Raw genomic sequence first — 19,784 nt, 5'->3', positions numbered from 1 at the left:
CTATCGAAAGGGTGATCCGTTGAGCCGCTCGGTTCTCGTCACCGGAGGCAACCGGGGCATCGGCCTCGCGATTGCCCGCGCGTTCGCCGAGGCCGGCGACAAGGTCGCGATCACGTTCCGCTCGGGCGACCCCGCGGAGCTGGAGAAGCAGGGCTTCCTCGCCGTCAAGTGCGACATCACCGACTCCGAGCAGGTGGAGCAGGCCTACAAGGAGATCGAGGAGAAGCACGGCCCGGTCGAGGTCCTCGTCGCCAACGCCGGCGTGACCAAGGACCAGCTCCTCATGCGCATGTCCGAGGAGGACTTCACGTCCGTCCTCGACACCAACCTCACCGGCACCTTCCGGGTCGTGAAGCGCGCCAACCGCGGCATGCTGCGCGCCAAGAAGGGCCGCGTCGTGCTGATCTCCTCCGTCGTCGGCCTGCTCGGCTCGGCGGGCCAGGCGAACTACGCCGCCTCGAAGGCCGGCCTGGTCGGTTTCGCGCGGTCCCTCGCCCGGGAGCTCGGCTCGCGCAACATCACCTTCAACGTCGTCGCGCCCGGTTTCGTCGACACCGACATGACCGCGGTGCTCACCGACGAGCAGCGCGCCGGCATCGTCTCCCAGGTCCCGCTGGGCCGCTACGCCCAGCCCGAGGAGATCGCCGCCGCGGTGAAGTTCCTCGCCTCGGACGACGCCTCGTACATCACTGGAGCCGTCATCCCGGTTGACGGCGGACTGGGAATGGGTCACTGAACACCATGGCTGGAATCCTCGAGGGCAAGAAGATCCTCATCACCGGTGTGCTGATGGAGTCCTCCATCGCCTTCCACGCCGCGAAGCTGGCCCAGGAGCAGGGCGCGGAGATCATCCTCACCGCCTGGCCCCGGCCGACGCTGACCGAGCGCATCGCCAAGAAGCTGCCCCACCCGGACAAGGTCAAGGTCCTGGAGCTCGACGTCTCCAACGACGAGCACCTCGCCCGTCTGGAGGGCCAGGTCCGCGAGCAGCTGGGCGACCGCCTCGACGGCATCGTGCACTCCATCGGCTTCGCCCCGCAGGACGCCCTCGGCGGCAACTTCCTCAACACGCCGTTCGAGTCCGTCGCCACCGCCATGCACGTCTCGGCCTTCTCCCTGAAGTCCCTGACCATGGCGCTGCTGCCGCTGATGACCGAGGGCGGTTCCGTCGTCGGCCTCACCTTCGACGCGCAGTTCGCCTGGCCTCAGTACGACTGGATGGGCCCGGCCAAGGCCGCCCTGGAGGCCACCAACCGCTACATGGCGCGTGACCTGGGCGAGCGGAACATCCGCTGCAACCTGATCTCCGCCGGCCCGATCGGCTCCATGGCCGCGAAGTCCATCCCGGGCTTCAGCGAGCTCGCCGCCGTCTGGGACTCCCGCTCCCCGCTGGAGTGGAAGCTGGAGGACCCGGAGCCGGCCGGCCGCGGCATCGTCGCGCTGCTCTCCGACTGGTTCCCGAAGACCACCGGCGAGATCATCCACGTGGACGGCGGTCTGCACGCGATCGGCGCCTGATCCCAAGTGACACCTGGGGCCGGGGGCCCGCCTGACCGGCGGGCCCGCGGCCCCTCGTCGTTTCCGGGCCGTCTCCCCGGTCCTCTCCCCGGTCCTCTCCTCGAGTCGAAAAGTCGGCCGACTCACCCCAGACTGGTCGGAGCGTGACATTCCGGCTACTGCATGGGGAGGAGGTACGGACATGCGCACGCCGCTCTTCCGGGCGCCCGCGCTCGTTCCGGCCGCCGCACTCCTCGCGGGTCTGGCCGGCCTCGCCGTCGCCGCCGAGGTCCGCGCCGCTCCCGCCCCCGCCGAGGACGGCACCGCGCACTCCGCCCCCGTGACCGGGGATCCCGAGAACTTCGGGGCCTCCTGCCGGACCCTCGTCCAGGGCTCGGCCGTCACCGTCCACTGCCAGAACCCCTATCCCCGCACCGACCGCGTCCGCCTCCACGTGGAGTGCGCGCACTGGTGGGACGTGGACACCGACAGCGCCCCCGTCGAGGTCGGCCCCGCCGACTACGCCCAGGTGACCGGCCGCTGCTGGAAGGAGGTCCGGGCCGCCTGGATCACCCACGAGCCGGCGGCTCTGGGCTCCTGAGGCACATGAAGGGATAGCCGGCCGCCTCGGTCGCCGCCCGCTCGGCGTCGCCCTCGTGGATCGCCGCCACCAGGCGCGCGTGGTCCATGTGGTTCTCCGGGCGCAGCTCCGGGCCCACGTCCTCGCGCAGCCAGGAGCGCAGCACGTGCCCCAGGTCCGAGTAGAGCTCGGTCAGCACCTCGTTGTGCGAGGCCACCACGACCGCGTGGTGGAAGGCCGCGTCCGCGGTCACGAACTCCTCCGCGTCGCGCGCCGCCCAGGCCTCCTCGCGGCGGGCGAGCAGCGCGTCCAGCTGCCCCAGGTCCCGGTCGGTGCGGCGCTGTGCGGCAAGCCGGGCCGCCGAGGACTCCAGGGTGGCGCGCAGTTCGGCCACGTCACGCGGGTCGGAGCCGGCGAACCTGCGGTGCATCACCCCGGCCAGCTCACTGGTCGCCACCACATAGGTGCCGGAGCCCTGCCGGATGTCGAGCAGCCCGTTGTGGGCGAGCGCGCGGACCGCCTCGCGCACGGTGTTACGGGCCACCCCGAGCTGTTCGACGAGCTCGGGCTCGGTCGGGATGCGGGTGCCGACCGGCCACTCGCCCGAGGTGATCTGGTTCCGCAGCTGGGTGATCACCTGGTCGGAGAGTCCGCTGCGCCGCGGATGCCCGAGGGCCATGCCACACCTTCCGTCCGTTGGTCCCGCTGGTTGTTCAGAACCGGGTTGTTGAAAACTGGACAACCAATCATCCCATGATTCTATGATGGGTCTCATGCCAGAGGAGCCGCAGACACTCGCCCCCACCAGGAAGCAGCCGCACCGCAGCGCCGTCCCTGATTCTCCCGCACCCGCCGGTCCCGCCCGCTGGGTCGGCGCGCTCGTCGCCGTCGGACTCGTCCTCGCCGCGTTCAACCTGCGCCCCGCGATCACCAGCCTCGGCGCCCTCCTCGAAGAGGTCAGCGTGAGCCTCCACATGAGCGGCAGTGTGGCCGGCGTCCTCACTTCCGTGCCGCCGCTCTGTTTCGCCGTCTTCGGCATCGCCGCCCCGCGGCTCGCCCGCCGCTTCGGCCCCGCGGCCGTGGTCTGCGCCGGCATGGCGGCGATCGCCGCCGGCCTGCTGCTGCGCTCCTTCGCCGACAGCACCCCGGCCTTCCTCGCCGCCAGCGCGCTCGCCCTCATGGGCATCGCGCTCAGCAACATCCTCATGCCGGTCCTGGTCAAGCGGTACTTCCCGGACCGCGTCGGCAGCATGACCGGCCTCTACTCGATGGCCCTCGCCCTCGGCACCTCCGTGGCCGCCGCCGCGACCGTGCCGCTGACCGGCGCCCTCGGCGGCGGCTGGCGGCTCGGCCTCGGCATCTGGGCGGTCCTCGCCGCCCTCGCCGTCCTGCCCTGGATCCCGCTGATCCGCGGCCGCGCGGCCGGTACGGGCGGGGCCGGTCAGGGAGCCGGCGGCCTCGGCGGCTACAGCGGAGTCGGAACCGGAAGCGGTAGCGGTAGCAGTACGGGCCGGGCGGCCGCCGTCGGGATCCCGGCCACCCCGCGGGTCGCCCGCAGCCGCACCGCCTGGGCCCTCGCCGCCTTCTTCGGCCTCCAGGCCACCGGCGCGTACATCACCATGGGCTGGATGCCGCAGATCTTCCGCGACGCCGGCGTCCCCGCCTCCACCGCGGGCGTGCTCCTCGCCGTCACCATGGTCATGGGCGTGCCGCTCGCCTTCGTCATCCCCCGCCTCGCCTCCCGGCTGCGCCACCAGGGCCCCATCGTCGTCGGCCTCGGCCTGTGCGGCCTCGCCGGCTACACCGGTCTCTATCTCGCGCCGGCCGGCGGCGCCTGGCTCTGGGCGGTCCTCCTCGGCGTCTCCAACTGCTCCTTCCCGCTCGCCCTCACCATGATCGGCATGCGCTCGCGCACCGGCGCCGGCGTCGTGAAGCTGTCCGCCTTCGCACAGAGCGTCGGCTACCTCATCTCCATCCCCGGCCCGCTCGTCGTCGGCGTCCTCTACCAGCACAGCGGCGGCTGGGGCCTGCCCGTCGCCCTCATGGGCGGCCTGATGGTCCCCCAGATGATCGTGGGCGTCCTCGCCGGCCGGGACCGCATCGTCGAGGACGAATGCTGAGATGCGAGACTGAGGGCATGCCCGTACTCGAACCGAATCCCCCCAACGGCCAGAAGGCGCTCCTCGTCATCCTCGGCGCCATGCTCGGCATCACGGCGATCATCGCCGTCATCGCGACCTTCGCCTCGCCCTGACACCCAGGGGTGGGGACAACCCCCGCATCCCCTAGGGGGCAGGTGTCAGGGTCAAGTGGGTGGATCACCTGATGGGCCGGAGGCCGTCCGCTCCGTACGTTGGTGTCATCGCGGAAAACGCGAGGAGCCCATCCCACGGAGGCGGCCATGACGGCGCGAACCCCCACCGGTGTCCGGACCCGGCAGGCCGGCGTCGACACCCGGCTGCCCTGGTGGGCACTCGCCCTCCCGGTGGCCGCGTTCGTCGCCCTCTTCCTGCTGATAGCGGGCCCGGGGGAGGCCCAGGCGGTCGGCCGCGACCCCGGCATCGCGCACATCCTGGAGCAGCTGCAGCAAACGCTCTCTCTCTGAGTCAACCCGGGCGGTTTCGTGCGAAGCTGTCCAGCATGAGCGTCGACACACCCCGCAGGATCGTGCTGCTCCGACACGCCAAGGCGGACTGGCCCCAGACCTCCGACCACGAGCGCCCGCTCGCCGAGCGCGGCCGCACCGACGCCCCCGTCGCGGGCCGCAGGCTCGCCGACACCGGCATCGGCTTCGACCTCGCCCTCTGCTCGACCGCCGTGCGCACCCGGGAGACCTGGAAGCTCGCCGTGCACGAGCTCCCCGAGCGCCCGAAGACGGTGTACGAGGACCGGCTGTACGAGGCCTCCCTCGGCGAGCTCCTCGCCGTGGTCAACGAGACCCCCGAAACCGTCGACAACCTGCTGCTCATCGGCCACAACCCGGGGATGCACGCACTCGCCGACGCCCTCTCCGGAGCGTCGGAGGGCGACGCGCTGGCCCGGATGAACCGCACCGGCTTCCCGACCTCCGCGTTCGCCGTCGTCAGCTTCAACGGCTCCTGGAAGTCGGTCGAGCACGGCATGGCGGGCACCCTGGTCGAGTTCTGGACCCCGCACGACTGAGTCGTACGCGAAGGGGCCCGGCCGTCCTGCGACGCCCGGGCCCCTTCACGTACGGACAGAAGTTCCGCGTACGGAGATCAGTGCGGCAGGTCCTCGGTGCCGTCGTCCGCCGCCTCGACCTCCTCGCGCGTGATGCCGAGGAGATAGAGCACGGTGTCCAGGAAGGGCACGTTCACCGCGGTGTGCGCGGCCCGCCGCACCACCGGCTTCGCGTTGAACGCCACGCCCAGACCAGCCGCGTTCAGCATGTCCAGGTCGTTCGCGCCGTCGCCGATCGCCACCGTCTGCGCCAGCGGCACCCCAGCCTCCGCGGCGAAGCGGCGCAGCAGCCGCGCCTTGCCCGCCCGGTCGACGATCTCCCCGGTGACCCGGCCGGTCAGCTTCCCGTCGACGATCTCCAGGGTGTTCGCCTGGGCGAAGTCCAGACCGAGCCGCTCCTTCAGGTCGTCCGTGACCTGCGTGAAGCCGCCGGACACCACACCCACCTGGTAGCCGAGCCGCTTGAGCGTACGGATCAGGGTGCGGGCGCCGGGCGTCATCCGCACCTCGGACCGCACCTTGTCCACCACGGACGCGTCCAGACCCGCGAGCAGCTTCACCCTCGCGTGCAGCGACTGCTCGAAGTCCAGCTCGCCGCGCATCGCGGCCGCCGTCACCTCGGCGACCTCGTCCTCGCAGCCGGCGTGCGCCGCGAACAGCTCGATGACCTCGTCCTGGATCAGCGTCGAGTCGACGTCCATCACGACGAGCCGCTGCGCCCGGCGGTGCAGCCCGGCGGACACCACGGCCACGTCCACGCCGATCGAGTGCGCCTCGGTCGCGAGCGCGGTCCGCAGCTCCTCGGTGCCGCAGCCGGAGACGGCGAACTCGACCGCCGTCACCGGGTACTTGGCGAGGCGGAAGATCCGGTCGATGTTGCCGCCGGTCTCCGCGATCCTGGCCGCTATGGCCGCCGTCTGCTCGGCGGTCAGCGGGTGCCCGAGCACGGTGACGTGCGAGCGGCCCTCGCCGCGCGGACGGTTGTCACCGGTGCCCGAGATGATCTCGGCCTGCAGCTTCAGGGACTCGGCCCAGCTGTGCACGGTCGCCCGCAGCTCGCCCTGCGTGGCGACGGTCGGCTCGGTGACCAGCGCGCACAGCACGAGCCGGCCGCGGGACACCACCTGCTCGATGTCCACGACGTCGACGGAGTAGGCGGCGAGGGTGTCGAAGAGTCCGGCGGTGATCCCGGGACGGTCCTTCCCGAAGATCTTGACGAGGAGAGTCGGCACGTCCGAGGCGGGAACGCCCGGGGCGGGAACGGCCGAGGCGGAAGCGTCTGGGGTCTGCGATGCGCTCATGGTACGTCCACCGTATCGGGCACCCGGTGCCACCAGACCCCCCGTCCCGCCTGCCGGACACCCGGGTGGCCGCGGGCTTGCGTCCGGCTGCGCCGGGTGATCCGCGTCGGACGACCCCGCGACCGGTGATCTCGGGCTCATGCGCAAGCTCTTCACGCGGCCCGACTTTCGGATACGGGCCGGGGCCTGAAATAGTTCCCCCGGATGTTCACCATCCCTGGGCTCCCGAAGACGGGGGTGCATCGGGGGACAAGTAGTGGGGCATGGAGTGCCAGAACTCGTACTGGAATTGAATGGAAGGACCTGGACCCTCGATCCGTCCAGGTCGTACACCCTGGGCCGCGATCCCCAGGGCGACCTGGTGATCGACGACGCCAGGGTCTCGTGGCGACACGCCACCATCAGCTGGGGCGGCCGGAGTTGGGTCATCGAGGACCACGGCTCCACCAACGGCACCTTCGTGCAGGGGCAGCGGATCCACCAGGTGGAGATCGGCCCCGGCTCGGCCGTCCACCTCGGCAACGCCACCGACGGCCCGCGGCTGAACCTGGCCGCCACCGGCGCGCCGGCCCAGCAGCAAATGCAGCAGCAGGTGCCGTACCAGCAGGCGCCGCAGGTGCAGCAGCCCGCCCACCAGGGCGTGCATCAGGAGGTCACCCACCAGGCTCCGCCACAGCACCAGCAGCCGGCGCAGCAGCACCAGGGCCAGGCCGCGCCGCATAAGGTCCCGCACCAGCAGCCGCCGGCCCAGCAGGGCGGGTACCCGCAGGGCGGCGCGCCGGCGCACGGCGGCGACCACCGCAACCCCACGACCTTCTACCAGCTGAACCTCGGCAGGGAGATGAGCATCGGTCGTGCGCTGGAGAACGACCTGGTCGTCTCCGACCTCCAGGTGTCCCGCCAGCACGCCACGTTCCACGCGCTGCCGGACGGCCGCTTCGAGATCCGCGACCTCGGCTCGCACAACGGCACGTACGTCAACGGTCAGCCGATCGCCAAGGGCGGCTCCGTCCTCATCGGCCCCAACGACGTCGTCGGCGTCGGTCACTCGACCTTCCGGATCGTCGGCAACCAGCTCGAGGAGTTCGTCGACACCGGCGACGTCTCCTTCTCGGCCCGTCACCTCACGGTGACCGTCGACGGCGGCAAGCAGATCCTCAAGGACGTCACCTTCGGCGTCCCGGAGAAGTCGCTCATCGGCGTCATCGGCCCCTCCGGCTCCGGCAAGTCGACCCTCCTCAAGGCGCTCACCGGCTACCGGCCCGCTGACCAGGGTGACGTCCTCTACGACAACCGCAGCCTGTACAAGCAGTTCGCCGAGCTGCGCCAGCGCATCGGTCTGGTCCCGCAGGACGACATCCTGCACAAGGAGCTGACCGTCCAGAAGGCGCTCAAGTACGCGGCCAAGCTCCGCTTCCCCGGCGACACCGCCGAGGCCGAGCGCGAGGCCCGGATCGACGAGGTGCTGCGCGAGCTCAAGCTCGACATCCACCGCGAGAAGAAGGTCACCTCCCTCTCCGGTGGCCAGCGCAAGCGCGTGTCCGTCGCCCTGGAGCTCCTCACCAAGCCGTCGCTGATCTTCCTGGACGAGCCGACCTCCGGCCTCGACCCGGGCATGGACCGCGACGTCATGCAGCTGCTTCGCGGCCTCGCCGACGACGGCCGCACGGTGCTCGTGGTCACCCACTCGGTGGCCGAGCTCGCCCTGTGCGACAAGCTGCTCGTGATGGCGCCCGGCGGCTCGGTGGCCTACTTCGGTCCGCCGGACGAGGCGCTGAACTTCTTCGGTTACTCCACCTGGGCCGATGTCTTCTCCGCGTTCGAGAACTACCGAGACTACGACTGGGCGGGCCGCTGGAAGGGCTCGCAGCACTACCAGATGTACGCGGCCGAGATCGACGCCGTCGCCGCCCAGCCGGTGCAGATGCCGCAGCAGGCGCAGCAGGCGATGACCAAGCCGCCCAAGCCGCAGGGCTGGGGCTCACAGCTGTGGACGCTGATCCGCCGCTATGTCTCGGTGATCGTCTCCGACAAGGGCTTCCTCGCCCTCATGGTGATCCTGCCGGCCGTCATCGGCTCGGTCTCCGTGGTCATCCCCGCCGACTTCGGCCTGGCCCCGCCCAAGCCGCCGTCCCGGTTCAACGGCGACGCCGGCATCATCATGCTGATCCTCGCGGTCGGCATGTGCTTCTCCGGCGCCGCGAACTCGGTCCGCGAGCTGATCAAGGAACGGGTCATCTACGAGCGGGAGCGCGCCACCGGCCTGTCCCGTTCGGCGTACCTGATGTCCAAGGTGATCGTCCTCGGCGTCATCACGGCCTTCCAGGGCGTCATCCTCTGCGCCATCGGCTTCGCGATCCGCGACCTGCCCGCCGAGGGCCTGATCATGCCGCCGGCCGTCGAGCTCTGCCTCGTGGTCATCGCGCTCGGCCTCACCTCGATGATGGTCGGCCTGGTCATCTCCGCGCTGGTGAAGACCGCCGAGAAGACCATGCCGCTGCTCGTCATGTTCGCCATCGTCCAGGTGGTCTTCACCGGCATCCTGTTCAAGGTCTACGGCTCGCCCGGCCTGGAGCAGTTCGCCTGGCTGATGCCGTCCCGCTGGGCCATCGCCGGCTCCGGCACCACCCTGGACCTCGCGCACCTGATGGCGCCGTGGGACCCGAAGAACCCGACCGACCTGGACCCGCTGTGGGAGCACAGCGCCGGGCAGTGGTTCTTCAACGTCGGCGTGCTGCTGTTCATGACCACGGTGCTCGGCATCCTGGTCGCGCGGCTGCTGCGCCGCCACGAGCCGGAGGTCATGCGGAAGTAGCCGCACCCCGGTTCGTACCCGGTTCGTACGACGAACGCGCCGAAGGGCGGCACCCCGCACGGGGGTGCCGCCCTTCGCCGTATCCGTACCGGCTCAGTACGCGCTGTTGACGTTGTCGATGGTGCCGTAGCGGTCGGCCGCGTAGTTGCAGGCGGCGACGATGTTGGCGACCGGGTCGTACTGGTCGAACTTGGTACCGGGGATGTGGTACGTCTTGAAGGTCGGGTAGATCACCTGGAGCAGGCCCTTGGACGGCACGCCGTTGATGGCGTTGATGTCCCAGTTGTTGATCGCGTACGGGTTGCCGCTGGACTCGCGCATCACGTTCTTGTAGATGCCGTTGTAGGTGCCCGGAATGTTGTGCTTGTCCATGATGAACAGCGCCTCGCGGATCCAGCCGTCGAGGTTGTTCGCGAAGACGGGCGTGCGGGCGGCGGAGCGGCTCGCGGCGGCCTTCGCGGCGGCGCGCTTCTTCGCCTCGGCCTTCGCCTTGGCGGCGGCAGCGGCCTTGGCCTTCGCTGCGGCGTCGGCCTTCGCCTTGGCGGCGGCCTGAGCGGCGGCCTTGGCCTTGAGGTCGGCCTCCTGCTTCGCCTTGAGGGTGAAGGCGGAGGACTGCTGGTCCAGGCTGGCGGCCAGCGCCTTGGCCTGCGGGCTGGAGGCGTCGTACGACCAGGCGACCTGCTGGGTGTTCGCGAGGGCCTGGGGCTCGGTCTCGGTCGAGCCGCCGCCGCCCTGGAGGAGGGAGAGGCCGAGCGCCGCGGCGCTGAGGGTGGCGACGCCGGCGATCGCGGCCTTGTGGGTCTTCTTCAGACCACGACTGTGGCCAAGGTTGTTCGCAGACATGCAGGACTACCTCTTCGAATCGCTGGGGGTCGCTCAGGCCGGGGCGGCGCTGCGCCATGCTCGGCGGCGACGGACGCAATTCTTAGCGGCAGCAAAATCCGCTGGCAAAGGTGTGACCTACGATCCGGGGTAGTGGATCAGGGCCCCGGCCGGACGCCCTCCGGACCGGTTTGCGACCAGTTCTGACGGCCCTGATCCCGCCTTTATCCGTCCACTAGGGACATTCGTAAGTGACCTGGGTCCTATGCGCGGGCTCACATCGACCACGTAACAACCTCACCGTGCGTTGCATGAGCAATGCACACAGTGACCCCCCCTCCACCCTCAGCAGGAGAAGCCCCCCACCACCCCCTCCCAGAGTCGGACCCGGTCCGCCCCCAGGGACCCACGGAGCCCACGCGCCCCGCGCGGCGGCCCCCGCACACCGCGCCCGCGGGTACGCCCGCACGCGCGCGTGGTCCCCTTTCAGTCCGGCGCCCCCGCCCGTACCCCGGCCACGCCACCGGTCGCCCGACCTAGGTCCCGGGTCCCGGGCCGTCGCCGTCCACGGGCGGATACGGACTGTCACATCCCGCCGGTACGGTGGAACACATGAGCCACCGTCCGAGCTCCGGCCTCGCCGCCGTGAGCAGCGCCCTCCTGGCGATGAACCGCCAGATGGAGGTCCGCGACGTCCTCAAGACGATCGTCGTCTCCGCGCGCGAGCTCCTCGACGCCGAGTACGCGGCGCTCGGCGTCCCCGACGACCACGGCGGCTTCGCCCAGTTCGTCGTGGACGGCGTCAGCGACGCCCAGTGGCGCGCCATCGGCCCGCTGCCCCGGCAGCACGGCATCCTCGCGGCCATGCTCCACAAGGCCGAGCCCGAGCGGCTGGCCGACGTCCGCAGGGACCCCCGCTTCGAGGGCTGGCCCGACGCCCACCCCGAGATGTCCGACTTCATCGGCCTCCCGGTCCGCGACGGCGACGAGACCCTCGCCGCCCTCTTCCTCGCCAACAAGCGCTGCCCCAAGCCCGACGGCTCCTGCGGCTTCACCGCCCAGGACGAGGAGCTCCTCACCCTCCTCGCCCAGCACGCCGCCATCGCCCTCACCAACGCCCGGCTGTACGAGCGCAGCCGCGAGCTCACCATCGCCGAGGAGCGCTCCCGGCTCGCCCACGAGCTGCACGACGCCGTCAGCCAGAAGCTCTTCTCCCTCCGGCTCACCGCCCAGGCCGCCGCCGCCCTCGTCGACCGCGACCCCGCCCGCGCCAAGGGCGAGCTCCAGCAGGTCGCCGCGCTCGCCGCCGAGGCCGCCGACGAGCTGCGCGCCGCCGTCGTGGAGCTGCGCCCCGCCGCCCTCGACGAGGACGGCCTCGCGCACACCCTGCGCACCCAGATCCAGGTCCTCGACCGCGCCCACACCGCCCGCGTCACCTTCGACGGCACCGGCGTCCGCGCCCTGCCCGCCGCCCAGGAGGAGGCGCTGCTCCGGGTCGCCCAGGAAGCCCTGCACAACGCGCTGCGCCACTCCGGCGCCGACCGCGTCACCGTCGCCCTCACCCGCAGCGGCCCCGGCGGCGCCCGGCTCACCGTCACCGACGACGGCAAGGGCTTCGAGCCGTCGACCGTGCGCAGCGCCGGCCGCCATCTCGGCCTGGTCTCCATGCGCGACCGCGCCGCGGGCGTCGGCGGCGCCCTCACCGTGACATCGGCCCCCGGACGGGGCACCGTGATCGAGATGGAGGTCCCCGGTGGCTGACAAGGTCATCCGCGTGCTCCTGGTCGACGACCACCAGGTCGTCCGCCGCGGCCTGCGCACCTTCCTGGAGGTCCAGGAGGACATAGAGGTCGTGGGGGAGGCCTCCGACGGCGCCGAGGGCGTCGCGCGCGCCGAGGAACTGCGCCCGGACGTCGTCCTCATGGACGTGAAGATGCCGGGCACCGACGGCATCGAGGCGTTGCGCAAACTGCGCGAGCTGGCGAACCCGGCCCGGGTCCTGGTCGTCACCAGCTTCACCGAGCAGCGCACGGTGGTGCCCGCGCTGCGCGCCGGCGCGAGTGGATACGTCTACAAGGACATCGACCCCGACGCCCTCGCCGGCGCCATCCGCTCCGTCCACGCCGGGCACGTGCTGCTCCAGCACGAGGTCGCCGACGCGCTCCTCAGCCAGGAAGAGCAGGGCGGCGGTCCGGGCGGCGGCTCGGGCCGCGGCTCCACGCTGACCGAGCGGGAGCGGGAGGTCCTCGGCCTGATCGCCGACGGCCGCTCCAACCGGGAGATCGCCCGCGCGCTGGTCCTCTCCGAGAAGACGGTGAAGACCCACGTCTCGAACATCCTGATGAAGCTGGACCTCGCCGACCGGACGCAGGCCGCGCTCTGGGCCGTACGGCACGGGCTGACGTCGTAGCGGGGGCGGGGCCCCGGGCCGGGGGCACGGCCGTTCCCCTCTTCATACAGTCGGGTGTATGTCCCCCACATGGCGCAACCCGGCGGGGCCGGCGGCGTTCTTCATGGCGTGCCGCGGCGGACCGGTCGCGGCGATGACCAGGAGGAAACCTCTCGTGAACAAGCTCAAGAAGGCCGCTGCCCTCACCATGGTCGCCGGTGGCATCGTCGCCGCGGGTGCCGGTGTCGCCTCCGCGAACGCGGGCGCCCAGGGCGAGGCCGTCCACTCCCCGGGCGTCGCCTCCGGCAACCTGGTGCAGGTCCCGGTCCACGTCCCGGTGAACGTCTCCGGCAACACGGTCAACGTGATCGGCCTGCTCAACCCGGCCTTCGGCAACGGCGCCGTCAACCACTGACCCCCCGCCCTGCCTCCGTCCCCCGGACGATCCCCCGGGGGCCGGAGGCGCCCCTCCCACTCGACGCGAGGCTCGCCCCGCTGCGCCGGCCTCCGGCCGTCGGTCGTGGCCCTGGGCGGCCCGGCCCCCCGGGGGTCTAGAACCCCCGCTCCCGTTCCCTCTCCTCTACGTACGCGTTGTACGCGGCGACCTGCGCCCTCCGCGCCACGCGCTCCACCGGCCGCAGCGCCGCCCCCCGCGCCGCCAGCCCCTCCTTCTCGATGGGCGGCTCGCGCCGCTCGGCGCCGGGGGCGCCTCCCGGGCTTCGCCCCGCTGCGCCGGCCTCCGGCCGTCGGTCGTGGCCCTGGGCGGCCCGGCCCCCCGGGGGTCTAGAACCCCCGCTCCCGTTCCCTCTCCTCCACGTACGCGTTGTACGCGGCGACCTGCGCCCTCCGCGCCACCCGCTCCACCGGCCGCAGCGCCGCCCCCCGCGCCGCCATTTCGCCCGCGGTCACCGCGCCGCCGTGGCCGTCGTACGCCAGGTCGACCAGGAGGCCGATGCGCTGGGCCAGCTCCAGGACCCGTACCGCGCGAGGCGGGTAGCCGGGGGCCAGGACCTCGCGGCCGGCCTCCGCGCGGGCGCGGTAGGCGTCGCGGGCGGCGTCCGCCGCCGGGCCCGCGGCCGCCACGTCCAGCCGGGTGAGCACCGTCGTCGCCTCCCGGAGGGCCTCCGCGAGCTCCCGCTCCGCCTCGCCGAGCGACGGCACGTCCGCGGGCGGCGCCTCCCGCACCGGAAGGCAGTGCCAGACCACCTCCACGTGCACGTCACCCGCCGGGCCCGCCTCCGACACCTCCGGCACCAGACCGTACGGCGCGCCGAAACCGACCACCGCCTCCTCCGCGTCCAGCGCCCGCGTGTTGAACTCCGGCGGACCGCTCAGCCCCAGCGGATGCCCCGGCGCCGGCAGCGCCACCCGCCACCCGGTCACCCCGAGCCGCCGCAGCCGCCCGAGCGCGAGCGTCAGACCGACCGGCCCCGCCTCACCCGGCAGCCCCTCCACGCGGTGCATCGCGTCCTCACCGATAATGGCCTGCGCCGCATCGTCCGGCGACACCGCACCGGCCAGCAGGGCATTGCCCCAAGCGGCCAGCCGTCCTGAGCGTGGTTCCGAAAGCATGCCCCCAGCCTAGGGACTCGAACGCGCCCCCAAGACGCAAAGCCGCCCCTTAGCAAGCCCTAGAGACCGGCCCGGCCACCCGGTGGCGTAGGTTTTCCCTGGACGCCGCGCCCACACCCGCACGGCGGTGACACGACTCGACCGCAAGGGGAGACAACGCGCTCATGAGCGATGTACTGGAGCTGGTGGACGTATCGGTGGTCCGCGACGGACGCGCTCTGGTGGACGAGGTCTCCTGGTCGGTCAAGGAGGGCGAGCGCTGGGTCATCCTCGGCCCCAACGGCGCGGGCAAGACCACCCTCCTCAACGTCGCCTCCAGCTACCTCTTCCCCACCAAGGGCAGCGCCACCGTCCTCGGCGAGCGCCTCGGCGGCGTCGGCACCGACGTGTTCGAGCTCCGCCCCCGCATCGGAGTGGCCGGCATCGCCATGGCCGAGAAGCTCCCCAAGCGCCAGACCGTCCTCCAGACCGTCCTCACCGCCGCCTACGGCATGACCGCCACCTGGCACGAGGACTACGACCCGGTCGACGAGGAGCGCGCCAAGGCCTTCCTCGACCGCCTCGGCATGAGCGACTACCTCGACCGCCGCTTCGGCACCCTCTCCGAGGGCGAGCGCAAGCGCACCCTCATCGCCCGCGCGATGATGACCGACCCCGAGCTGCTGCTCCTCGACGAGCCCGCCGCCGGCCTCGACCTCGGCGGCCGCGAGGATCTCGTCCGCCGCCTCGGCCGCCTCGCCCGCGACCCGTACGCGCCCTCCATGATCATGGTGACCCACCACGTCGAGGAGATCGCCCCCGGCTTCACCCACGTCCTGATGATCCGCCAGGGCAAGGTCCTCGCCGCCGGACCCATGGAGACCGAGCTCACCTCCCGCAACCTCTCCCGCTGCTTCGGCCTCCCGCTCGTCGTCGAGCACGTCGGCGACCGCTACACCGCGCAGGGCCTCCCCCTCAAGTAGGCCGTACGGCCCCAACCAGGCCGCACAGGCGCCGAGTCCGCACAGCTGCGGCGCCCTGTCACACCGGACCCCACCGCCCTACCATGACCATGTGGACATCGACGCATGGATCTGGTGGCTGATCGGCGCGGTGGGGCTCGGCATTCCCCTCGTCCTCACCGCGATGCCCGAGTTCGGCATGCTCGCCGTCGGCGCGGTCGCCGGCGCCGTCACCGCCGCCCTCGGCTTCGGCATCGTCGCCCAAGTGGTCGTCTTCGCCGTGGTCTCCGTCGCCCTCATCGCCGTGGTGCGCCCCGTCGCCGCCCGGCACCGCGACGGCCGCCCCGGACTCGCCACCGGAGTCGACGCCCTGAAAGGCCGTCAGGCCGTCGTCCTGGAACGGGTGGACGGCCAGGGCGGCCGCATCAAGCTGGCCGGCGAGGTCTGGTCCGCCCGCACCCTCGACACCGGGCAGAGCTTCGAACCCGGCGAACAGGTCGACGTCGTCGACATCGACGGGGCGACCGCCGTCGTGATGTGACCGAACCTCGCCCATGACCCCCCACGGTCTGGGAAACTCGATCATCGAGATCAACATCGAGATCAGCATCTGGTCATCAACCCGGCAGCGAAGGGCACAGGGAGCGCGATGTCAGCAGTCATCATCGTCCTGATCATTCTGGTGGTGCTTGTCTTCATCGCCCTGATCAAAACGATCCAGGTCATCCCCCAGGCGAGCGCCGCCATCGTCGAGCGTTTCGGCCGCTACACCCGCACGCTCAACGCCGGCCTCAACATCGTGGTCCCGTTCATCGACCGCATCCGCAACCGCATCGACCTCCGCGAGCAGGTCGTGCCGTTCCCGCCGCAGCCGGTGATCACCCAGGACAACCTGGTCGTCAACATCGACACCGTCATCTACTACCAGGTGACCGACGCCCGGGCCGCCACCTACGAGGTCGCCAGTTACATCCAGGCCATCGAGCAGCTCACCGTCACCACCCTCCGCAACATCATCGGCGGCATGGACCTGGAGCGGACCCTCACCTCCCGCGAGGAGATCAACGCCGCGCTCCGCGGAGTCCTCGACGAGGCCACCGGCAAGTGGGGCATTCGCGTCAACCGCGTCGAGCTCAAGGCCATCGAACCGCCCACCTCCATCCAGGACTCGATGGAGAAGCAGATGCGCGCCGACCGCGACAAGCGGGCCGCGATCCTCACCGCCGAGGGCATCCGCCAGTCCCAGATCCTCACCGCCGAGGGCGAGAAGCAGTCCGCCATCCTCCGCGCCGAGGGCGAGGCCAAGGCCGCCGCACTCAAGGCCGAGGGCGAGGCCCAGGCCGTCCGCACGGTCTTCGAGGCCATCCACGCCGGCGACCCCGACCAGAAGCTGCTCTCCTACCAGTACCTCCAGATGCTCCCGAAGATCGCCGAGGGCGACGCCAACAAGCTCTGGATCGTGCCCAGCGAGATCGGCGACGCCCTCAAGGGCCTCTCCGGCGCCTTCGGCAACGTCGCCCCCGGCGTCCCCGGCTTCAACACCAAGAACGCCCCGACCGCAGACATCCCCGCCCGCCGCGAGGAACCCCCGGTCGACTGAGCCCGGTTGACTGACACGTACACGTAATCTCGTAAACTCGGGCATGATCGGCGCGAGCCCCTCGATCCCGCCGCACGCGGGACGGGGAGGCGACTCACCGAACCCGTTAGGAGATGGCGTTGTCCATCTGGGAAATGCTCGCGGTCTTCGCGGCCGGCACCGCCGCCGGAGCCATCAACACCGTCGTCGGATCGGGAACGCTGATCACGTTCCCGGTCCTGCTCGCCACCGGCCTACCGCCGATCACCGCGAACGTGTCCAACACCCTCGGCCTGGTCTCCGGATCCATCAGCGGCGCCATCGGCTACCGCAGCGAACTCAAGGGCCAGAAAGCCCGCGTCCTGCGCCTCGGCACCACCGCCCTGCTCGGCGGACTCGTCGGCGCGATCCTGCTTCTCGCCCTGCCCTCCGAGGCCTTCGACGCGATCGTCCCCGTCCTCATCGGCATCGCCCTGCTCCTCGTCCTCTTCCAGCCCCGCATCGCCGCCGCCGTCCGGCGCCGCCGCGAGGCCAAGGGCACCGAGGCCCACCCCCACGGCGGCGCCGCACTCATCGTCGGACTCTTCCTCGCCAGCATCTACGGCGGCTACTTCGGCGCCGCCCAGGGCGTCCTCTACATCTCCCTCATGGGCCTGCTGCTCACCGACAGCCTGCAGCGCATCAACGCCGTCAAGAACATCCTCGGCGCCGTCGTCAACGGAGTCGCCGCCGTCTTCTTCCTCTTCGTCGCCGACTTCGACTGGACCGCCGTCCTCCTCATCGCCGTCGGCTCCACCATCGGCGGCCAGATCGGCGCCAAGGTCGGCCGCCGCCTCTCGCCCAATGTCCTGCGCGGCGTCATCATCGCCGTCGGCATCGTCGCGATCCTCCAACTCACCCTGAAGTAGCCCGGGAACGCGGCGGGGCCCGCCCCTGACCGGGGCGGGCCCACACCATGACGAGAAGGAAGAAGGGTTACGCGGCGGCCTGCGCGGCCAGCCAGTCCGGCAGCGCCGAACGCTCCGCCGCCCTCAGCGCAAGCAGCATCGCGTCCGCCGGCGTCGGCTCGAACGGCTGGTGCAGCAGCGGCATCCCCGCCTGCTCCGGAGTCCGGTCCGCCTTGCGGTGGTTGTCCTCCGCGCAGGACGCCACCGTGTTCAGCCAGCTGTCCCCACCACCCTGCGCCCGCGGCACCACGTGGTCCACCGTCGTGGCCCGCCGCCCGCAGTACGCGCACCGGTGCTGGTCCCGCACCAGCACACCCCGCCTCGACCACGGAGCCTGTCTTCGGAAGGGCACCCGGACATACCTGCACAGCCTGATCACCCGCGGCACCGGCATGTCCACGGCGGCCGCACGGACCCGAAGACCGGGGTGTTCCTGCTCCACGACGGCCTTGTCCTGCAGGACAAGCACCACCGCACGGTTGAGTGTGACCGTCGAAAGCGGCTCGAAGCTCGCGTTCAGTACCAGCGTGTCCCGCATGTTGCCCACCTCCCGTGTGCCGGCCCACCCCCGTGGCGGGCTTGGATCAACTCTGGCCGGGCGCGCCGGGTAGGACAACGCAATATCCGCGTAAAGAAAGGTGCCCGCTTCTGATCTCTCCAAGACCAGAAGCGGGCAAACAACAGACGAACGGTGAGCCTTACGCGGGGTTCTCGTACTCCGCCACCAGCTGGGCACGCCCCAGCGTGTGGAACCGCAGATTGAAACCGACCGCCGCCGGCGAGGTGTCCGCGTCCGGACCCAGCTTCTCCTGGTCCACCGCGTACACCGTGAAGACATAGCGGTGCGGCCCGTCGCCCTTCGGCGGAGCGGACCCGCCGAAGTCCTTCGACCCGTAGTCGTTACGGGCGTGCACGGCACCCGCCGGCAGCCCCGCGAACGATCCCGAGCCCGCACCCACCGGCAGCTCCGTCACCGACGCCGGGATGTCGAACAGCACCCAGTGCCAGAACCCGCTGCCGGTCGGCGCGTCCGGATCGAAGCACGTCACGGCGAAGCTCTTCGTCTCCGCCGGGAAACCCTCCCACCGCAGATGCGGCGAGGTGTTCCCCTTCGCGTACACCTGCGCGTCCGGCACCACACCACCGTCCTGCATGCCGTCGCTCACCACGGTGAACTCCGCCACCGGCGGGTGGAAGTCATGGGGGAGCGGTGCCCGCTTGCCCTCGGCCACGTCTGAACCTCCGTCTCGCTGACCGGTCGGACCGGTCATACGGGGACCGGCCCTACGGGGACCGAGCCTAGATCCCGTTCCTAGAACCAGTTGCGACGCCCGCCGACCTCGGCGAGCCACTGGTTCAGGTACGCCGCCCAGTCGGTCGTGTGGAAGTCGTGCAGCCCCACCGTGAACGAGCGGTACGAGTCGCTGCCCTCCACGAACAGACCCGGCTTCTTGTCCATCTCCAGGACGACGTCCATCTCGCGATCGTCCGCGACGAAGCTGACCTCGACCTGGTTCAGACCCCGGTACTGCTGCGGCGCGAAGAACTCGATCTCCTGGTAGAACGGCAGCCGCTGCCGCGTCCCCCGGATGTGCCCGCGCTCCATGTCCGCGTTCTTGAAGCGGAAGCCCAACTGGATGAAGGCGTCCAGGATCGCCTGCTGCGCCGGCAGCGGGTGCACGTTGATCGGGTCCAGGTCACCGGAGTCCACCGCACGGGCGATCTCCAGCTCCGTCGTCACCCCGATGTGCATACCGCGCAGCTGCTGCCCGGCGATCGCGGTGACCGGCGTCTCCCACGGGATCTCCAGACCGAACGGCACCACGTGCACCGCCCCGGCCTGCACCTCGAAGGCCCCGCCCAGGCGCACCTTCACGAACTCGATGTCCTGCTTGTACTCCTGGTCGTTGCCCTCGACCTCGACCCGAGCCTGCAGGCCGACCGAGAGCCCCTCGATCTGCTGGGCGACCGAACCGCCCTGGATCCGCACCTCACCCTGCACGACACCGCCGGGGACCACGTTCTCCTCGGTGAGCACGGTCTCCACGGACGCCCCACCGGCACCCAGGCTCGCGAGCAGCTTCTTGAACCCCATGTCCTGCGTCCTCTCCTTAGAAGGTCTGACCCCTACATACGCGCA

General features: G+C 71.1%; 22 protein-coding genes. 15 read left to right on the top strand and 7 right to left on the bottom strand.

Annotated elements, in window-relative coordinates:
- Nucleotides 1-19 precede the first annotated feature (19 nt).
- From fabG to JAO84_RS07515, 3 genes are all read left to right on the top strand, one after another.
- Entirely contained in the window at nt 20-736 is a 717-nt protein-coding gene (gene fabG, locus JAO84_RS07525; RefSeq protein WP_265865995.1) for a 3-oxoacyl-[acyl-carrier-protein] reductase, read from the top strand.
- A 5-nt stretch (nt 737-741) separates the two neighbouring features.
- On the top strand, nt 742-1,518 hold the full coding sequence (gene fabI, locus JAO84_RS07520; RefSeq protein WP_265865993.1) for an enoyl-ACP reductase FabI: 777 nt from the start codon (nt 742-744) through the stop codon (nt 1,516-1,518).
- A gap of 181 nt (nt 1,519-1,699) precedes the next feature.
- The gene (locus tag JAO84_RS07515; RefSeq protein ID WP_370411520.1) at nt 1,700-2,098 is read left to right on the top strand and encodes a hypothetical protein; all 399 of its coding nucleotides are present in this window, start codon (nt 1,700-1,702) and stop codon (nt 2,096-2,098) included.
- On the opposite strand, the gene JAO84_RS07510 is transcribed toward JAO84_RS07515, so the two are convergent.
- Nucleotides 2,067-2,756: a FadR/GntR family transcriptional regulator gene (locus JAO84_RS07510; RefSeq protein ID WP_370411518.1), complete on the bottom strand. Its 690-nt coding sequence runs from the start codon at nt 2,754-2,756 to the stop codon at nt 2,067-2,069. The two genes, JAO84_RS07515 and JAO84_RS07510, sit on opposite strands and share 32 nt — an antisense overlap.
- Nucleotides 2,757-2,850: 94 nt before the next feature.
- Between JAO84_RS07510 and JAO84_RS07505 the strand changes: the two genes are divergently transcribed.
- From JAO84_RS07505 to JAO84_RS07490, 4 genes are all read left to right on the top strand, one after another.
- Nucleotides 2,851-4,197, top strand: coding sequence for a CynX/NimT family MFS transporter (locus tag JAO84_RS07505; protein ID WP_370411516.1), 1,347 nt, complete (start codon nt 2,851-2,853; stop codon nt 4,195-4,197).
- A gap of 17 nt (nt 4,198-4,214) precedes the next feature.
- Entirely contained in the window at nt 4,215-4,331 is a 117-nt protein-coding gene (locus JAO84_RS07500; protein ID WP_265865989.1) for an SGM_5486 family transporter-associated protein, read from the top strand.
- Between the two features lie 147 nt (nt 4,332-4,478).
- On the top strand, nt 4,479-4,682 hold the full coding sequence (locus tag JAO84_RS07495) for a hypothetical protein (RefSeq protein WP_265865988.1): 204 nt from the start codon (nt 4,479-4,481) through the stop codon (nt 4,680-4,682).
- 35 nt (nt 4,683-4,717) lie between these two features.
- Complete coding sequence (locus JAO84_RS07490) at nt 4,718-5,239, top strand: histidine phosphatase family protein (protein ID WP_265865987.1); 522 nt, start codon at nt 4,718-4,720, stop codon at nt 5,237-5,239.
- A 77-nt stretch (nt 5,240-5,316) separates the two neighbouring features.
- Here JAO84_RS07490 and serB read toward each other — a convergent pair whose 3' ends face one another.
- A complete protein-coding gene (serB, locus tag JAO84_RS07485; RefSeq protein ID WP_370411513.1) occupies nt 5,317-6,579 on the bottom strand; it encodes a phosphoserine phosphatase SerB in 1,263 nt (420 codons plus the stop codon).
- 256 nt (nt 6,580-6,835) lie between these two features.
- Here serB and JAO84_RS07480 point away from each other — a divergent pair, with 256 nt between their 5' ends.
- Nucleotides 6,836-9,394 carry an FHA domain-containing protein gene (locus JAO84_RS07480; RefSeq protein ID WP_370411511.1) on the top strand — a complete coding sequence of 853 codons (2,559 nt, stop codon included), beginning with the start codon at nt 6,836-6,838 and terminating at the stop codon, nt 9,392-9,394.
- 93 nt (nt 9,395-9,487) lie between these two features.
- Here JAO84_RS07480 and JAO84_RS07475 read toward each other — a convergent pair whose 3' ends face one another.
- Complete coding sequence (locus JAO84_RS07475; protein WP_370411509.1) at nt 9,488-10,237, bottom strand: transglycosylase SLT domain-containing protein; 750 nt, start codon at nt 10,235-10,237, stop codon at nt 9,488-9,490.
- A 591-nt stretch (nt 10,238-10,828) separates the two neighbouring features.
- Between JAO84_RS07475 and JAO84_RS07470 the strand changes: the two genes are divergently transcribed.
- From JAO84_RS07470 to JAO84_RS07460, 3 genes are all read left to right on the top strand, one after another.
- Nucleotides 10,829-11,977 (top strand): GAF domain-containing sensor histidine kinase, encoded by a 1,149-nt coding sequence (locus JAO84_RS07470; RefSeq protein WP_265865983.1) that lies wholly within the window; start codon nt 10,829-10,831, stop codon nt 11,975-11,977.
- On the top strand, nt 11,970-12,626 hold the full coding sequence (locus JAO84_RS07465) for a response regulator (protein ID WP_370411507.1): 657 nt from the start codon (nt 11,970-11,972) through the stop codon (nt 12,624-12,626). The genes JAO84_RS07470 and JAO84_RS07465 overlap by 8 nt, the downstream gene beginning before the upstream one ends.
- 154 nt (nt 12,627-12,780) lie before the next feature.
- Nucleotides 12,781-13,020, top strand: coding sequence for a chaplin (locus JAO84_RS07460; protein WP_265866250.1), 240 nt, complete (start codon nt 12,781-12,783; stop codon nt 13,018-13,020).
- Between the two features lie 368 nt (nt 13,021-13,388).
- Here JAO84_RS07460 and JAO84_RS07455 read toward each other — a convergent pair whose 3' ends face one another.
- Entirely contained in the window at nt 13,389-14,177 is a 789-nt protein-coding gene (locus JAO84_RS07455; RefSeq protein ID WP_370411505.1) for a hypothetical protein, read from the bottom strand.
- Between the two features lie 164 nt (nt 14,178-14,341).
- Here JAO84_RS07455 and JAO84_RS07450 point away from each other — a divergent pair, with 164 nt between their 5' ends.
- From JAO84_RS07450 to JAO84_RS07435, 4 genes are all read left to right on the top strand, one after another.
- Nucleotides 14,342-15,139, top strand: coding sequence for an ABC transporter ATP-binding protein (locus tag JAO84_RS07450; protein ID WP_265865980.1), 798 nt, complete (start codon nt 14,342-14,344; stop codon nt 15,137-15,139).
- Nucleotides 15,140-15,230: 91 nt separating this feature from the next.
- A complete protein-coding gene (locus JAO84_RS07445) occupies nt 15,231-15,659 on the top strand; it encodes an NfeD family protein (protein WP_265865979.1) in 429 nt (142 codons plus the stop codon).
- A gap of 108 nt (nt 15,660-15,767) precedes the next feature.
- A complete protein-coding gene (locus JAO84_RS07440; protein WP_265865978.1) occupies nt 15,768-16,718 on the top strand; it encodes an SPFH domain-containing protein in 951 nt (316 codons plus the stop codon).
- 113 nt (nt 16,719-16,831) lie between these two features.
- Nucleotides 16,832-17,605 carry a sulfite exporter TauE/SafE family protein gene (locus JAO84_RS07435; protein ID WP_370411503.1) on the top strand — a complete coding sequence of 258 codons (774 nt, stop codon included), beginning with the start codon at nt 16,832-16,834 and terminating at the stop codon, nt 17,603-17,605.
- A 67-nt stretch (nt 17,606-17,672) separates the two neighbouring features.
- Here the strand turns inward: JAO84_RS07435 and JAO84_RS07430 are convergent, their stop codons facing one another.
- The 3 genes from JAO84_RS07430 to JAO84_RS07420 form a co-directional block, all read right to left on the bottom strand.
- Nucleotides 17,673-18,182: an HNH endonuclease gene (locus tag JAO84_RS07430; protein WP_370411501.1), complete on the bottom strand. Its 510-nt coding sequence runs from the start codon at nt 18,180-18,182 to the stop codon at nt 17,673-17,675.
- A 160-nt stretch (nt 18,183-18,342) separates the two neighbouring features.
- Nucleotides 18,343-18,876, bottom strand: a complete 534-nt coding sequence (locus tag JAO84_RS07425) for a YbhB/YbcL family Raf kinase inhibitor-like protein (protein WP_370411499.1) — start codon at nt 18,874-18,876, stop codon at nt 18,343-18,345.
- An 80-nt stretch (nt 18,877-18,956) separates the two neighbouring features.
- Nucleotides 18,957-19,739: a sporulation protein gene (locus JAO84_RS07420; protein ID WP_370411497.1), complete on the bottom strand. Its 783-nt coding sequence runs from the start codon at nt 19,737-19,739 to the stop codon at nt 18,957-18,959.
- Nucleotides 19,740-19,784 lie beyond the last annotated feature (45 nt).

It is taken from the genome of Streptomyces fradiae, from assembly GCF_041270065.1.
In the GTDB taxonomy this organism is placed as follows: domain Bacteria; phylum Actinomycetota; class Actinomycetes; order Streptomycetales; family Streptomycetaceae; genus Streptomyces.
This window is presented reverse-complemented; position numbering and strand designations above follow the sequence as displayed.

Excerpts from the sequence above, each read along its gene's own strand:
- JAO84_RS07440 (WP_265865978.1), top strand. The coding sequence starts at position 15,768 with ATGTCAGCAGTCATCATCGTCCTGATCATTCTGGTGGTGCTTGTCTTC.
- JAO84_RS07505 (WP_370411516.1), top strand. The coding sequence starts at position 2,851 with ATGCCAGAGGAGCCGCAGACACTCGCCCCCACCAGGAAGCAGCCGCAC.
- JAO84_RS07500 (WP_265865989.1), top strand. The coding sequence starts at position 4,215 with ATGCCCGTACTCGAACCGAATCCCCCCAACGGCCAGAAGGCGCTCCTC.
- JAO84_RS07450 (WP_265865980.1), top strand. The coding sequence starts at position 14,342 with ATGAGCGATGTACTGGAGCTGGTGGACGTATCGGTGGTCCGCGACGGA.
- fabI (WP_265865993.1), top strand. The coding sequence starts at position 742 with ATGGCTGGAATCCTCGAGGGCAAGAAGATCCTCATCACCGGTGTGCTG.
- JAO84_RS07475 (WP_370411509.1), bottom strand. The coding sequence starts at position 10,237 with ATGTCTGCGAACAACCTTGGCCACAGTCGTGGTCTGAAGAAGACCCAC.
- JAO84_RS07510 (WP_370411518.1), bottom strand. The coding sequence starts at position 2,756 with ATGGCCCTCGGGCATCCGCGGCGCAGCGGACTCTCCGACCAGGTGATC.
- JAO84_RS07490 (WP_265865987.1), top strand. The coding sequence starts at position 4,718 with ATGAGCGTCGACACACCCCGCAGGATCGTGCTGCTCCGACACGCCAAG.
- JAO84_RS07430 (WP_370411501.1), bottom strand. The coding sequence starts at position 18,182 with ATGCGGGACACGCTGGTACTGAACGCGAGCTTCGAGCCGCTTTCGACG.
- JAO84_RS07495 (WP_265865988.1), top strand. The coding sequence starts at position 4,479 with ATGACGGCGCGAACCCCCACCGGTGTCCGGACCCGGCAGGCCGGCGTC.
- JAO84_RS07470 (WP_265865983.1), top strand. The coding sequence starts at position 10,829 with ATGAGCCACCGTCCGAGCTCCGGCCTCGCCGCCGTGAGCAGCGCCCTC.
- JAO84_RS07435 (WP_370411503.1), top strand. The coding sequence starts at position 16,832 with ATGGCGTTGTCCATCTGGGAAATGCTCGCGGTCTTCGCGGCCGGCACC.
- JAO84_RS07515 (WP_370411520.1), top strand. The coding sequence starts at position 1,700 with ATGCGCACGCCGCTCTTCCGGGCGCCCGCGCTCGTTCCGGCCGCCGCA.
- JAO84_RS07455 (WP_370411505.1), bottom strand. The coding sequence starts at position 14,177 with ATGCTTTCGGAACCACGCTCAGGACGGCTGGCCGCTTGGGGCAATGCC.
- serB (WP_370411513.1), bottom strand. The coding sequence starts at position 6,579 with ATGAGCGCATCGCAGACCCCAGACGCTTCCGCCTCGGCCGTTCCCGCC.
- JAO84_RS07420 (WP_370411497.1), bottom strand. The coding sequence starts at position 19,739 with ATGGGGTTCAAGAAGCTGCTCGCGAGCCTGGGTGCCGGTGGGGCGTCC.